A 14,174-nucleotide genomic window follows, 5' to 3' on the forward strand; every position below is an offset into this window, starting at 1 on the left:
AAGTTGAACGGATGGAAACCTTACAAAGCCTGCAAAATCACTTTTTAATTGCCATGCCGAGCATGGATGACCCGTATTTTGCGCGCACGGTCACCTATATTTGTGAACATAATGCGGAAGGCGCCATGGGGCTCATCATTAATCAACCGGTGGAACTGAGCGTCGAAGATTTATTGGAAAAGCTCGAAATTGTGATCCCAGAGCATAATCAACGCCTTGACGGCCCTGTTTATTCGGGGGGCCCGCTGGCTCGTGACCGTGGTTTTGTGTTGCACTCGACGGACCAAAACTGGCGCAGTTCGGTACAATTGAGCGACGATGTTGTCATTACCACCTCAAAAGATATTCTTGAGGCTATGGGTAAAGGCAATATGCCAAGTGACTACTTACTTACCTTAGGCTATGCGGGCTGGGAGGCTGGTCAACTCGAGCGTGAGCTAGCCGAGAATAGTTGGCTGACCATCCCTGCTGATAGCGACATCTTGTTTCACACTCCGAGCAAAGAACGCTGGCAAAAAGCCGTAAAGAAATTAGGCATTCAAACCTGGCAGCTCGGCCCTGATGTGGGGCATGCATGAGCCAAGTTATCGGCTTCGATTTTGGCACTCACAGTATTGGTGTGGCGGTTGGTCAAACAATTACCGGTACCGCCTCACCTCTTGCCGCACTCAAGGCTAAAGATGGCCAGCCGAATTGGGATGCGGTCGAAAAGCTGATCAAAGAATGGCAACCTGAGTTTCTGGTGGTTGGCTTACCGCTGAATATGGATGGCACTGAGCAACCGCTCACCGATCTTGCCCGCAAGTTTGCGAACCGACTCCATGGCCGATTTGGCGTTCGCGTGGTACTACAAGACGAGCGCCTCACTACCGTAGCAGCGAAAGAAACGCTATTTGGCCGCGGCGGCTATAAACAATTGCAAAAGGGCAAAGTTGATAGCGCCGCTGCTCAGTTAATTCTCGAAGACTACTTCAACCAAAATTAAAGATTCTCTTCTGCGTATTGTGCCAATGAACTACGCACAACCCCGTTAAGATTGACCGTCGCACTGCCTGGATAGTCTTTAAAGCGCTCCACGATATAAGTTAAACCTGACGTAACTGCGGTCAAATAATAACTATCAATCTGCGCTAAGTTACCCGAACAAATAATTTTAGTACCGGTACCGCAGCGAGTAATGATTGTTTTCAACTGCGATGCGGTAAGGTTCTGCGATTCATCCAACAACACAATCGCGTTCTGAATGCTGCGACCACGCATAAAGTTGAGTGATTTGAACTGAATATTTGCCTTGTTCATGATGTAATTCAAGCTAGATTCCATACTTTCATCATGCTTGTGCAATACTTCTAGCGAGTCAGTAATCGCCGCCAACCAAGGTGCCATTTTCTCTTCTTCTGTGCCCGGCAAATAACCAATCGACTCAGCAATTTCAGGTGTATTCCGTGTCACAATGATTTTCTCATAAATACCCTGCTCAACGACTAATTCCAATGCCGAAGCTAACGCTAAAAGGGTTTTACCGCTGCCTGCAGGCCCCGTCAGAATGACAAGATCAATCGCCGGGTCAAGCAACGCATTCATTGCCATCGCTTGGTAAATGTTCTTCGGTTGGATGCCCCAAGCCCGATAACTCATCATGCGTTCAAAGCCAATGTCATGAAGACGCACGTGTTGGTTATCGTAACCGACGACCTTCGCCGCAAAATGTTCGGTTTGATCAATGATGTATTGGTTACGAAATACTGTGGGCAATACTTCGCGTTCCACTTCATGAAAGGTTTCACGTCCCTCTTGCGCGCTGGTTACCTCACCGACGTGTTCCCAGAAATCACCTTCAATTTCGACAAAACCTTTTGATAAGAAGCGAATGTCATCAATTAATTGGTCGGTGCGGTAATCCTCCACATGCTTAACTCCAGCGCCTTTGGCTTTGAGTCGCATGTTGATATCTTTGGTAACCAGAACCACTTTGGTTTTGGGGTGCTGATGCTGAATTGCTAGTGCCGACTGAATAATTCGGTGGTCGTTCTCTGACAGGTTAAGCACCGCATCTTGCTGTTTTAACTGATAGTCTGGAAATATTGCCAAGGTGCCTTGTGCTTGGTGAGCACCTTGCATATTGCTCAACGGAACCCCCGCAATAATTTGTTCTGGCGTCGCATCTTTCAATGCATTTTCCAGCGAGCGAATTGCCGTTCGCGCCTCACGACTCACGTCTTTATGGCGATCTTTAATATTATCGAGTTCTTCTAACACCACCATTGGAATCACAACGTGGTGTTCATCAAAATTCAAAAACGCGAGGGGTTCATGGAGGAGAATGTTGGTATCAAGCAGGTAATACTTTGGAACGGTTTCAGTCATAATGGACCTCAAGCTACGTTGATATTTTAGTGATTGTGATAACGTGCCATTCATTTCTAAGACTAGCCTAACTTTTATGAAAATGGTGTGAATATTGAAATAATTTTCGCTACCATGTGCGCCCTTTTTATCGACTATGCTGTATAGGTCATTTATTCATGGTAGCGAACGCAACATCAATGCAATTTATTCCTGGTCAACGCTGGCTCAGCGAAACCGAAATGGAGCAAGGCTTAGGTATGGTAAGTCAGCTTCAAGGACGCATGGTGACGGTGTTATTTCCCGTTACCGGCGAGTTTCGCCACTATGCGATGAATGAAGCGCCACTTGCGCGCTATCGTTTGCTGGTTGATGAGCAAGGTCATCATGGTGATGGCTGGTCTTTTCGTGTGACTCAAGTTGACGAGCAAGATGGACTGTTAACCTACCATGGTATTCGTGATGACAGCGACGAAGCTGTTGTCGTACCCGAAGCGCAGCTTGCAGCACAAGTCGCCACTAATCATCCGCTAACACGCATTCTTGCAGGCAAAGTCGATCGCCTCGATATGTATCAGTTGCGTCAGCAAGCACAGCAGCACCTGCACAACTGGCAAAGTAGCCCTGCAGCTGGGTTAATCGGTGCACGAGCCGATCTATTACCGCACCAGCTTTATGTTGCGAGTCAAATAGCCGATCGTCATCATCCTCGCGTTTTGCTCGCCGATGAAGTGGGCCTTGGTAAAACCATTGAAGCCGGTTTGATACTGCAACGACGCCTATTAACTGGGCGCAGTGAGCGCATCTTAATTGTGGTGCCAGACAGTCTTGCTCATCAATGGTTAGTCGAGCTACTGAGGCGATTTAACTTAGGCTTTAGCCTATTTGATGTTGAACGATGTGAGCAAGCGGCCCTTGATGGCGATGCCATTTTCGCGAGCGAGCAACTCGTTTTAATTCCACAGTCGTTACTTGCAAACCCGATTTGGTCTGGCGAGTTATTTGAAGTGAGTTGGGACTTACTTATTGTTGATGAAGCTCACCAACTTGCTCCTACAGAAAAGAGCTTTGCATTGCTGCAACAACTTACCCAGCACATTCCGAGTGTGTTGCTGTTAACCGCGACGCCAGAGCAAGCCGGGTTAGAGGCCCATTTCGCGCGCCTGCAACTATTAGATCCTGATCGGTTTAATGATTTCGAGGCGTTTATTGAAGAACAAGAAAGCTATCAAGCACTCGTTCCAAAAGCTGAAGCCTTAGCTAACAGCGGGCAGTTGGAAGCGCTGGATGAGTTATTAGACAGCTATGGCACTGGACGCGTGATGTTTCGCAACAGCCGTCGTCACATTGGTGGTTTCCCGAATCGCCATCTGCAGGTTACAGAGCTGGATGAAGGTGATGCACTACTCAAACGCTTTGAATGGCTGGTTGCCCTGCTTAAATCACACAAAAATGAAAAGTTTGTACTCATTTGTAAAAGCAGCGAATTGGTTTTGGCACTGCATGAGATGTTGCGCGTACAACAAGGTATTCATGCCGCAGTATTTCACGAAGGACTAAGCTTAGTTGAGCGCGACCGTGCTGCCGCCTACTTTGCCAGCCCTGAAGATGGCTGTCAGTTACTTCTGTGTTCTGAAATTGGGAGCGAAGGGCGTAACTTCCAGTTTGCTCAACACCTGATCCTGTTCGACCTACCGCGGCATCCTGATTTATTGGAGCAACGAATTGGCCGGCTTGATAGGCTCGGCCAAAAAGATGACATTTACATTCATGTGCCAGTGGTTGCGAATAGCGCCGAACAAATCTTGTTTGCTTGGTATGAAGCCATGAATGCCTTCACCCAAACCAATGCTATTGGCGCCATGTTACACCAACACTTTGCGCCAGCGCTTGAGCAATTAATTGATAGCCAAGCCAATGCCGATTTTGATCAGGACTTGTTCGAAACGACGCTGCAAGAAACGCGTGACTTGGCCGCTAAGATGCGCGTTGCAGCAGACGCAGGGCGCGATCGCTTGCAAGAACTCAACGCGTTTCGTCCACATCAAATGAACACGTTACTAGAAGCGATTAAAACGATTCAACAAGCAGCTGAACTCGAGCTGTTTATGTTGTCGTTTTGGGATCGCTTTGGCCTCGAGTTCGATCGACTGAATGACGAGAGTGGTTGGCTCTATCCAACTGAGCAAATGCGTATACCAATGGCCGGATTACCTGAAGAAGGTTTGACAGTAACCTTCTCTCGTTCTTATGCATTAGCGCATGAAGACGTCACATTCTTGAGCTGGGATCACCCACTGGTGCAGCAAGCGCTTGAATTATTAACGCGTGACACCTTTGGTAGCACCGCAGTCGCACTACTGCAAAACCGTGCGTTAACCGCTGGTGCATGGTTTATTGAACTGCAGTTCAGCAGTGTCGTCTTGGCGCCAAAGCAACTCGCCGTACAGGAATTTTATCCGCATCATAGCTTCCGCGTTCTACTGGACGGTCAAGCACGCGATTTAACCGACAAAGTGGCGCCGGGCGTCTTGGATAAACACCTCCAGTTCCTCGATAAAAAACAAGCACGATTGTTACTTAAGCAATTACGCTCTGAGTGCCAGCAAGCTATTCAAACGGCTTGGAAACCAGCGGAGCTGCAGCAACAAAAGGCTATCGAACGTGCTGCAGAACAAGTCAATACTCAGCTTTCTACGGATTTAAATCGCTTACTCAAGTTACAACAAACGAATCCGTTAGTTCGGGAGAGCGAAATTGCAGCAGTTAAGCAGCGCCGCGAGGAGCTTCTTGCAGCCTTTGAGCAGCCATTGTTGCAGCTTGATTCAGTGCGCATCATGGTGAATATGCCAGCATGACATTATTGCACTATTCACCACCGACAACGCCATATTTAGACATTATCTATAATGACAACGATGTGGTGGTAATCAACAAACCCAGCGGCTTACTTAGTGTTCCTGGAAAAGCCCCCGAGCATCGCGATTCGGCATGGTTTCGTCTCGAACGCAGTTGTCCACAAGTTCGCATTATTCATCGCTTGGATATGGCCACATCAGGGTTGTTGGTGTTTGCGCGAAATAAAGTGGCGCAAGCATCGCTGCAACGTCAGTTTGAACGCCGCACGGTGGGTAAACGTTATCGAGCTTTTGTTTGGGGGAAGTTACCTGCGCAGCGTGGCGCGGTCGACCTCGCATTGCGTTGTGATTGGCCAAATCGACCACGGCAAATGGTTGATTTGGTTCTTGGCAAGCCCGCACTCACACTCTATCAAGTGATTGGCGAACATGCGCATGGCGATATTGTCGCATTGACACCTTATACCGGCCGTTCGCATCAACTGCGGGTTCACATGCAAGCACTAGGCACCCCAATACTTGGTGATAAATTCTATGCGACCGCTGAAGGGTACGCCGCTGCAGAACGATTGCTGTTGCACGCGGAACACTTAGCGTTTGATCATCCCTCCAGCGGCGAACGTTTGACGTTTAACTGCCCTGCCGACTTTTAATGAGTTCGTAAGCTGCTTGAATTTGCTGCGCTTTGGCGCGCGCTGATTCACGCATTTCCGGCGGTAAACCTTGTGCAGCAAGCTTATCCGGATGATGCTTGTTCATTAATTTACGATAGGCTTTTTTCACCTCAGAAAAACTCGCTGAGCGGCTCATACCCAACACTGCGTAGGCATCATCAAGTTGGTTCGCCGTTGTTTGCTGACTGTACTGCTGCGAACTACCACCCGTTCCAAATCGCTGCCCGGCTTGTGCCATTTGCAATAAGATATCCAGTTGAGCACGACGAAATCCGAGTGCTTGGGTTACTTTTAGTAAAACATCGTACTCGGCTTGATCAAGCTGGCCGTCGTGCAGCGCAATGGTGAGTAACTGTTCAAGGAAAAACTGCAACAAATCGCGCCGCCACGCTAATTGAGAACGCAGTTGCTGAACCCGTTGGGTTAACGGAAAGTCCGATTGCTTGCCTTGGCGAAAACTCTCTTGAGCTTCAACGCGAGCTTCTTCTGAGAGCTGCAAATGGTCCATCAGGCGCGTCACATAATCAATATCTTGCTCAGTAACACGGCCTTTGGATTTCGCTAAATGCCCTAATACCGCAAACAATGTACTCACGAATTGCTGCGGCTGCGTGTTGTTCTGCTGCATCGCACGAGTCAGTGATTTATCAAACCAATGGCCAATCATTAGCCCGAGCAATAGGCCGATAAATCGCGCAAATAAAAAGCCGAAAAAGCCGCCGAGAATTTTACCCCAAATCATGGGTGCTCCTGTAATTGTGCTAAGCGCTCGGGAGTGCCAACATCGGTCCACTCCGCAGAAATAACAGATGCTGCGATCTGTTCATTCATAATACCGCTGTCTAGAAAGGGGCGCAGTCGAACAAACGCTTCACTACCTGGTTGGTAGGTTTGAAATAACTGCGGCGAAAACAATCCCATGCCTGTATAGGTATAGGTTTGAGCTGTCTCTGTTGCGGATTGTAACATGCCACCTCGAACTGCAAAGTCGCCGCGCGCATTATGTGGCGGGTTTTGCGCGAGCAATAGATGAGCAGCCACGCCATCAGGAAGCTTGCGTGGTAACTCGCTGAAGTCTAATGTGGTGAAAATATCACCGTTGATTAACCAGAATGGTTCGTTGCCGAGCATGGGCAACGCTCGAATGATGCCACCAGCGGTTTCTAATCCGCCCTGCGGCTCTGGTGAATACAGAATCTCCAGGCCAAATTGCTTGCCGCTACCGAGAGTTTGCTCTAACTGCTCACCCAACCATGCATGGTTAATCACCACTTGCTGAACGCCCTGTGCGGCAAGTTTTTCCAAATGGTAGACAATCAACGGTTTATCACGCACTTTCAGCAGTGGCTTCGGTGTCGTGTCCGTCAGTGGCCGCATTCGCTCACCGCGGCCAGCAGCTAAGATCATTGCTCGCACTAGATGCGCTCCTGCAGTGCAGGTTGAATCTGTTCTGCGAGCCAACGCCGATAATCTGCAAACTCTGGATACAGTCCTGCAATATCGTACAAATAACCCACTGTTCTCGGAATATCTTGCAAATACCCCGACTTGCCATCGCGGTGATAAAGTCGTGCAAAAATACCAGCGGCTTTGGTATGGCGCTGCATACCCATTAAATCAAACCAGCGTTGCCACTGTGATTGTTCAACTGAAGCTGGAACAAGCTGTTGCTCGCGTAAACGCTCAAATAGCTCCTGACTTAGCTTGATAACTTGCTGTTGTGGCCAGCGAACATAACAGTCGCGCAACAGACTAACGGCATCGTAAGTTATCGGCCCTTTTACCGCATCTTGAAAGTCAATATAAGCAAGCGAGCCGTTTGCTTGCACCATGATATTGCGCGCATGAAAATCTCGGTGAACGCCAACCTGTGGTTGCTCGAGTGCATTTTCTATCAACACTTCACCTACGCGTTGCCACATTGCTTGTTGCTCGGACGTGAGGCTTAATCCCAAGTGCTCAACCACCAGCCAGTCATGAAATAGGTCAATTTCACGCCGCAGCAGAGCGGTATCATATGACGGTAACTCCCCCAATTCGGTGCGAGTTACTGGCATCAAGTCACAGAGGTCATGCAATGCTTTGCGATACCACCCTAACATTGTCGTGTCTGTGAGCTCGCTAAGTAACAACGTAGAACCTAGATCACTCAGCAGCATAAACCCTTGTTTTTCATCCGCCGCAATAACCACTGGAACGGCGACACCAGCTTCAGCGTATGCCTGTGCGATAGCCATAAATGGCTGTAACGATTCCTGTGGTGGCGGTGCATCGACCGCAATCAGACTGCGGCGACCGTCGGAACAGCGAAAATAACGACGAAAGCTGGCATCCCCAGAAACCGGCTGCAATTGTTGTTGATGATACCCAGTTACCGCTTCACACCAAGCTTGCAGTTTCAGTTCTCGTTGTTCGTTCACATCACCCTCACAGTGCACAATTAGTCGCCAACTCGGTCAGCTTTCGTAAGATTCTAAAAAAACCACAGTGTAGCAAATGGCGACAGAATAAAAATTGCTTTATCATACCCTGCACATTGTGAAGGACAACCCAGGGTAAACGGCTCCATGCAGAAAATTTTTCAGACGTCATTTTGGACAGTCGCACTAGGTATTAGTTGTGCCACTGTTCATGCGCAGCAGTCATCTCGTGCCGCGCTGTCTGAAGTTTGCCCACTACCAGCGCCATTATTTACCACGCCAATTACGCCGATAAGTGACTTACAACCTGGTGCCATCGGTGTGCGTGCCGACCGCGCAGATATTGACTCACAATCTCAAGTCGCCTCATTTTTCGGTAACGTTGAAGTTCAATTCGATCAACAACAGCTGAGAACCGAACAGGCGCAAATCGACCAACAAAGCGGGAATATCAACGCAAGCGGCGCAACGCTGTTTACCGATGGTTACGTTCAAGTTTCATCGGAGAACTTTCGCTTAAACTCTGGTGAGAACCGTGCGTTTCTGAGTGGCGCTGAATATCAGCTAACAGAGACCGGCGCCCATGGTAAAGCCGATATATTATCGTTGTCATCACAACAAGTTCTGCTAGAGGGCTCAACATTTACAACCTGCCCAAGTGATAGTCCAGTCTGGCAAATGAGCGCCCAAGAAATTTCATTGAACGAAAACGATGAATGGGGCGAAGCTTGGCATGCTAAGTTTGAACTGTTTGGCGTACCCGTTCTGTATCTGCCTTACATCAATTTTCCAGTTACCGATGCGCGGAAGTCGGGGTTCTTATTTCCCACCTTTGGTTCCTCACAAAAGAACGGGTTTGAGGTTGAATTACCTTACTACTTCAATATTGCGCCGAATATGGACGCGACCATTGCGCCGCGTTATATGGCGGAGCGCGGCACTCAAATTCAAGCCGAGTTCCGGGCTCTCAGTGAATCAGGTAGCGGCCAGTATAATGTCGCCTACTTAGAAAAGGACAAGAGTACTGAGGATCAAGCTGCTCGATATTTTTGGCGTGTTGAACAAAGCCAGTATTGGGGTAAACATTGGCGAGGTTACATTAACGGAACGTTTATCAGCGATGATGACTACCTGAATGATCTGGGTAGTGATTTTGCTGGGCGTGCGGATGCGCAATTGTATCGCCATGCGCAACTCGATTATTTGAGTGATGATTGGCAAGTGACAATGCGGGCGGAGGATTTTGAACTGCTCGGTTCGTATCGTTCGCCTTATCGCACCATGCCACAAATCAAAAGTTACTACACAGCTGATGTTGGGTTAGACATCGATTTTTCATTATTTTCAGAAATGTCGCATTTTCAAAACCAAGATCTAAGCCGCGATACAGCCACTCGGGTGCATGTCGAACCGCAAGTAAGTTATCACTTAGAACAACCTGGTTATGATTGGTTAGCTGAACTCAGTTACGCATATACTTATTACGATCAAGAAACAGATTTAGAACGCGGGCGTACTGAAAACCCATCACGTGGCTTACCAACTTTTCGCTGGCGTGGTCGCGTTAACCTCGAGCGTAGCATAGATATTAAACAGCAAATCTATACGCATACACTGCAACCGCAAATTCAATATTTGTATACACCATTTCGCGATCAGTCCGGTATTGGTATCTACGATTCAACCTTAATGCAGGATGACTATCAGGGGCTCTTTCGAGCACGCCGTTTCTCAGGTCTCGACCGAATAGCCGATGCGAACCAAGTTACGATTGGTGCATCATCTAGTTTGTTTGATCAGCAGGCTCGTGAAATTGCGCGAATCAGTTTCGGGCAAATTTATTATTTCGAGAATAGCGAAACACAGCTTTTTGAAACGAGCACCGCAACGTCAGAGAATCGTTCTGATTTAGCACTAGAAACACGCTTTCGAATTAATAACAACATGTACTTTAATAGCTCTATTCAATACAACTTAGAGCTGAACAGCACACGTAAAAGCCAAACCACTCTTGAGTATCGGCTCAATGAGTTTAACTTGATTCAGTTTAGCCACCGTACCGTAACTAATTTACTTGAAAATGACGTGGAACAAGTTGGCATGTTGGGTGTCGTAGAACTCAGCCCAAGTTGGCAGTTAGCATCAAATTGGTACTATGATTTGCAAAACAGTCGTACCAACGATGCCTTCATTGCGTTACAGTACAGCGATTGTTGTTGGGCCATGCGAGTGAGTGGTTACCGTCGCATCAATCGCAATTTAGAATTGAATGCCGGTTTACCTGAAGTCGGTGCACCAGAGTTTGATAACGGTATTAGTGTACAATTCATAATTAAAGGTTTGGGAAGCGATAATCGAAGCTTACTGGATATGCTTGAACAAAGTCTATTTGGTTACCGTCACCCATTCCACTTAAGCAACTAGGTAGTATTCATGGGTAAAATTGTAAAAGTTTTCGTTGCAGCAATGCTGCTATCACTGAGCATGTCGGCATCGAGCCAACAAGTTCTCGACCGTGTTGCGGTTGTTGTCAACGAAGGCGTCGTTCTACAAAGCGAAGTTGAGCAATTGCTTCAACAAGTGAAACGCGGTGCGCAACAAAAAGGTACCGAACTGCCATCAGACAGAGTCTTACGCATTCAAGCTATGGATCGCTTGATCTTGGCTGAACTGCAATTGCAAATGGCACAGCGTATGGGCATCACCATTTCAGACACGCAGCTTCAGCAAGCATTGGAAGCGATTGCCCAAGATCAGAATATGTCAGTAGACGAGTTGCGCTCGACGATTGAAGCGAGCGGCACCAACTGGGAAAATTATCGTGAATCGATTCGCAAAGAGATGATTATCACTGAGACTCAGCGCGCCACCGTACGTCGACGCGTTTATGTGTCACCACAAGAAATCGAAAACCTTGTGAATGCGATGAAGGAAATGACTGAGCAGGAAGTTGAATATCGTCTGAGTCACATCTTGGTTGGTTTTCGTGAGGGCGCAAATGCTGACGAGGTGCAATCAACCCGCGAACGCGCAGAGAAGTTGTTAGAGCGCTTACGTAATGGTGCCGACTTCTCGCAAGCCGCAATCACATCATCGTCAGGCCCACGCGCACTTGAAGGTGGTGACCTTGGCTGGATGAATATTAATGCGATGCCAACACTATTTGCTGATGCGGTTCGCGATAAAGGTAAAGGCGAGTTTATTGGCCCACTTCGCAGCGGCGTCGGTTTTCATATTTTGAAAGTCAGCGATGTCCGCGGTATTGAGCAAGTACAAGTGGATGAAGTGAAAGCGCGTCATATTCTTATTACACCATCGATTATCCTGTCTGAACGCAAAGCGCAAGAAAAGCTTGCTGGAATTCGCGAGAGTATTCTTGCTGGAGAAGTAGAATTTGCTGACGCTGCACGCGAGCATTCGGCTGATCCAGGTTCTGCGGCGATGGGCGGTGACCTTGGTTGGGCAGAGCCTAATATTTATGCGGAAGAGTTTAAGCGTAAAGTTGAGCGGTTACCAATTGGTGAGTTAAGCGAGCCATTTGAAACACAGTTTGGCTGGCACATTGTTGAGGTGTTAGACCGTCGACAGTTGGACGCAACCAAGCGCAGTCAGCAAAACCGTGCTTATCAGCTATTATTTAGCCGGAAGTATCAAGAAGAGCTTGAAAACTGGCAACAAGAATTACGCGATCAAGCATACATTGAAACATTGATTCAATAAGGCAAACGATGACGGTTGCGCGAATTGCATTTACTCCAGGTGAACCGGCTGGTATCGGGCCTGATTTAATTGTCAAACTCGCGCAACATGCTTGGCCGATTGAACTTGTTGTGATAGCCGATGCATCGTTGCTCGCGCAACGTGCAGCGCTGTTAAATCTCCCTTTAACTATTCGCAATTATGAACCTGATGAACCTGCTGTTGCTCAAACTGCAGGTTCATTAACAGTCTGTCATATTCCCCTTACTGAAAACGTCGTTGTTCAACAACTCAATAGCAACAATGCCAATTATGTTTTAACCACTCTCGAGCGCGCCAGTCGGGGTTGCTTAAGTCGCGAATTTGCGGCGGTGGTTACAGGCCCAGTTCACAAAGGTGTGATCAATCAGGCTGGCATTCCGTTTAGCGGCCATACCGAGTTTTTCGCTCAACATAGCAAAACACCGCGCGTGGTGATGATGTTGGCAACGGAAGGCTTACGTGTGGCGTTAGTGACAACTCACTTACCATTAAAAGACGTTCCCGCAGCAATTACCCGCTCCGCTGTCGAAGAAACCCTGCAAATTCTTCATGCCGATTTAGCCAAGAAATGGGGAATCGCAAACCCTCGAATTTTAGTCTGTGGATTAAATCCTCACGCGGGTGAACAAGGGCACTTAGGACGAGAAGAAATCGATCATATTATCCCAGCGATACAATCCATGTGCGAGCAAGGGTTTGATGTCTCTGGCCCCTATCCGGCCGACACAGTTTTTCAGCCGCATTATTTAGCCGAAGCTGACGCCATTGTCGCAATGTATCATGACCAGGGTTTACCTGTGTTAAAATACAAGGGCTTTGGCAATGCCATCAATATAACCTTAGGGTTGCCATTTATTCGCACTTCAGTCGACCACGGCACTGCCTTGGATCGGGCTGGCACACACAACATAGATGACAGTAGTGCATTACTCGCTTTGCGCACTGCAATCGACATGGTAAATCGATGACAAAAACACATTTGGGTCACCGCGCAAGAAAGCGCTTTGGACAAAACTTCCTACATGATCAATTCGTCATCAACGATATTGTTGACGCAATTAACCCACAACCAAGCGATAACCTTGTTGAAATTGGTCCGGGTTTAGCCGCTCTCACTGAGCCAGTTGTGGAACGCGCCGGTAAGCTAACGGTGGTTGAGTTAGATCGCGATCTTGCTGATCGCCTTGAACAGCATCCATTTCTGCAAAGTAAATTAACGGTATTTCGCGGCGATGCATTAAAAACAGATTTTCGTCAGTTTGCCAGCGAGCAACCGATACGTGTTTTTGGTAACCTGCCCTACAACATTTCTACGCCGCTTATCTTCCACTTATTGGAACACTTGGAAGTTGTGGAAGATATGCACTTTATGTTGCAGAAAGAGGTTGTCGAACGTTTAGCCGCAGAGCCGAACAGTAAAGCCTATGGACGAATTAGTGTTGCTATCCAACAAGCATACGCAGTTGAACCGGTATTGATGGTACCACCTGGGGCTTTCACGCCGCCGCCAAAGGTGGAGTCTGCTGTAGTACGACTGGTGCCGCACAAAACATCGCCTTACCCAGTCAACGATCGCAAAGCATTACATAAAATTTGTTTGATTGCGTTTAATCAACGTCGTAAAACAATTCGTAATAACCTCAAACAAATTATGAACGACGAGCAGCTCGAGGCTCTTGGTATTGACCCAGGCGCACGTCCAGAAACATTATCTGTAGCAGACTATTGCCGACTGGCGAACTGGTACAGTGAGCAGCAAGGTGACCATGCATCATATTGACATTCAAGTGAAAACTCATTTTATTGCTTCGCATTCAGATGAGAGCGCGAATGAATATGCATTCGCTTACACCATCACCATTACCAACCAATCCGACGTGACTGTTCAGTTACTGAAACGAGCTTGGAAGATAACCGACGCCGATCATAAAATTACCCGTGTGGCCGGTGACGGTGTTGTGGGTGAGCAACCACATATCGCACCTGGCGAGAGCTATAGCTATACCAGTGGTACCGTTTTAGCGACGCCAATCGGCACCATGGAAGGCTTTTACACCATGGTTTCAAACTCGGGCGAGCATTTTGATGTTGAAATTCCTTCGTTCCGACTCGCTATTCCGAACATCATTCATTAG

The 14,174-nt window shown here is 47.8% G+C and carries 13 protein-coding genes; 9 read left to right on the plus strand and 4 right to left on the minus strand.

Annotated features, from left to right (window positions below):
- Positions 1–11 precede the first annotated feature (11 nt).
- Together D3795_RS06615 and ruvX are read left to right on the plus strand one after the other, a co-directional pair.
- Positions 12–578: a YqgE/AlgH family protein gene (locus tag D3795_RS06615; RefSeq protein ID WP_156267265.1), complete on the plus strand. Its 567-nt coding sequence runs from the start codon at positions 12–14 to the stop codon at positions 576–578.
- Positions 575–985: a Holliday junction resolvase RuvX gene (ruvX, locus tag D3795_RS06620; RefSeq protein ID WP_156267267.1), complete on the plus strand. Its 411-nt coding sequence runs from the start codon at positions 575–577 to the stop codon at positions 983–985. The genes D3795_RS06615 and ruvX overlap by 4 nt, the downstream gene beginning before the upstream one ends.
- Here ruvX and D3795_RS06625 read toward each other — a convergent pair.
- Complete coding sequence (locus D3795_RS06625; protein ID WP_156267268.1) at positions 982–2,367, minus strand: PhoH family protein; 1,386 nt, start codon at positions 2,365–2,367, stop codon at positions 982–984. The two genes, ruvX and D3795_RS06625, sit on opposite strands and share 4 nt — an antisense overlap.
- Positions 2,368–2,525: 158 nt before the next feature.
- On the opposite strand from D3795_RS06625, the gene D3795_RS06630 reads away from it, so the two are divergent.
- Positions 2,526–5,204, plus strand: coding sequence for a helicase-related protein (locus D3795_RS06630; protein ID WP_310942446.1), 2,679 nt, complete (start codon positions 2,526–2,528; stop codon positions 5,202–5,204).
- Complete coding sequence (locus D3795_RS06635; RefSeq protein ID WP_156267270.1) at positions 5,201–5,857, plus strand: pseudouridine synthase; 657 nt, start codon at positions 5,201–5,203, stop codon at positions 5,855–5,857. The genes D3795_RS06630 and D3795_RS06635 overlap by 4 nt, the downstream gene beginning before the upstream one ends.
- Here the strand turns inward: D3795_RS06635 and djlA are convergent.
- The 3 genes from djlA to D3795_RS06650 are packed head-to-tail and all read right to left on the minus strand — an operon-like array spanning position 5,835 to position 8,298.
- Entirely contained in the window at positions 5,835–6,620 is a 786-nt protein-coding gene (gene djlA, locus D3795_RS06640) for a co-chaperone DjlA (RefSeq protein ID WP_156267272.1), read from the minus strand. The two genes, D3795_RS06635 and djlA, sit on opposite strands and share 23 nt — an antisense overlap.
- Entirely contained in the window at positions 6,617–7,285 is a 669-nt protein-coding gene (gene murU, locus D3795_RS06645) for an N-acetylmuramate alpha-1-phosphate uridylyltransferase MurU (RefSeq protein WP_310942458.1), read from the minus strand. Before murU ends, djlA begins: the two co-directional genes overlap by 4 nt.
- A gap of 8 nt (positions 7,286–7,293) precedes the next feature.
- The gene (locus tag D3795_RS06650) at positions 7,294–8,298 is read right to left on the minus strand and encodes an aminoglycoside phosphotransferase family protein (RefSeq protein WP_156267275.1); all 1,005 of its coding nucleotides are present in this window, start codon (positions 8,296–8,298) and stop codon (positions 7,294–7,296) included.
- Positions 8,299–8,445: 147 nt separating this feature from the next.
- Here D3795_RS06650 and D3795_RS06655 point away from each other — a divergent pair, with 147 nt between their 5' ends.
- Genes D3795_RS06655 through apaG form a run of 5 tightly spaced genes read left to right on the plus strand, consistent with a single transcriptional unit; the run spans position 8,446 to position 14,174 of the window.
- Positions 8,446–10,722: an LPS-assembly protein LptD gene (locus tag D3795_RS06655; protein WP_156267276.1), complete on the plus strand. Its 2,277-nt coding sequence runs from the start codon at positions 8,446–8,448 to the stop codon at positions 10,720–10,722.
- A gap of 9 nt (positions 10,723–10,731) precedes the next feature.
- On the plus strand, positions 10,732–12,018 hold the full coding sequence (gene surA / locus D3795_RS06660; RefSeq protein ID WP_156267278.1) for a peptidylprolyl isomerase SurA: 1,287 nt from the start codon (positions 10,732–10,734) through the stop codon (positions 12,016–12,018).
- Positions 12,019–12,026: 8 nt separating this feature from the next.
- Positions 12,027–13,007 carry a 4-hydroxythreonine-4-phosphate dehydrogenase PdxA gene (pdxA, locus tag D3795_RS06665; RefSeq protein WP_156267280.1) on the plus strand — a complete coding sequence of 327 codons (981 nt, stop codon included), beginning with the start codon at positions 12,027–12,029 and terminating at the stop codon, positions 13,005–13,007.
- A complete protein-coding gene (gene rsmA, locus D3795_RS06670; RefSeq protein ID WP_156267282.1) occupies positions 13,004–13,819 on the plus strand; it encodes a 16S rRNA (adenine(1518)-N(6)/adenine(1519)-N(6))-dimethyltransferase RsmA in 816 nt (271 codons plus the stop codon). The genes pdxA and rsmA overlap by 4 nt, the downstream gene beginning before the upstream one ends.
- A complete protein-coding gene (apaG, locus tag D3795_RS06675) occupies positions 13,806–14,174 on the plus strand; it encodes a Co2+/Mg2+ efflux protein ApaG (protein WP_173021000.1) in 369 nt (122 codons plus the stop codon). Before rsmA ends, apaG begins: the two co-directional genes overlap by 14 nt.

Source organism: Pseudidiomarina andamanensis (assembly GCF_009734345.1).
GTDB classification, from domain to species: Bacteria; Pseudomonadota; Gammaproteobacteria; order Enterobacterales; family Alteromonadaceae; genus Pseudidiomarina; species Pseudidiomarina andamanensis.

What these genes read in the sequence shown, in the direction of transcription:
- D3795_RS06615 (WP_156267265.1), top strand. Translation starts at nt 12, where the DNA reads ATGGAAACCTTACAAAGCCTGCAAAATCACTTTTTAATTGCCATGCCG.
- ruvX (WP_156267267.1), top strand. Translation starts at nt 575, where the DNA reads ATGAGCCAAGTTATCGGCTTCGATTTTGGCACTCACAGTATTGGTGTG.
- D3795_RS06625 (WP_156267268.1), bottom strand. Translation starts at nt 2,367, where the DNA reads ATGACTGAAACCGTTCCAAAGTATTACCTGCTTGATACCAACATTCTC.
- D3795_RS06630 (WP_310942446.1), top strand. Translation starts at nt 2,526, where the DNA reads ATGGTAGCGAACGCAACATCAATGCAATTTATTCCTGGTCAACGCTGG.
- D3795_RS06635 (WP_156267270.1), top strand. Translation starts at nt 5,201, where the DNA reads ATGACATTATTGCACTATTCACCACCGACAACGCCATATTTAGACATT.
- djlA (WP_156267272.1), bottom strand. Translation starts at nt 6,620, where the DNA reads ATGATTTGGGGTAAAATTCTCGGCGGCTTTTTCGGCTTTTTATTTGCG.
- murU (WP_310942458.1), bottom strand. Translation starts at nt 7,285, where the DNA reads ATGATCTTAGCTGCTGGCCGCGGTGAGCGAATGCGGCCACTGACGGAC.
- D3795_RS06655 (WP_156267276.1), top strand. Translation starts at nt 8,446, where the DNA reads ATGCAGAAAATTTTTCAGACGTCATTTTGGACAGTCGCACTAGGTATT.
- surA (WP_156267278.1), top strand. Translation starts at nt 10,732, where the DNA reads ATGGGTAAAATTGTAAAAGTTTTCGTTGCAGCAATGCTGCTATCACTG.
- pdxA (WP_156267280.1), top strand. Translation starts at nt 12,027, where the DNA reads ATGACGGTTGCGCGAATTGCATTTACTCCAGGTGAACCGGCTGGTATC.
- rsmA (WP_156267282.1), top strand. Translation starts at nt 13,004, where the DNA reads ATGACAAAAACACATTTGGGTCACCGCGCAAGAAAGCGCTTTGGACAA.
- apaG (WP_173021000.1), top strand. Translation starts at nt 13,806, where the DNA reads ATGCATCATATTGACATTCAAGTGAAAACTCATTTTATTGCTTCGCAT.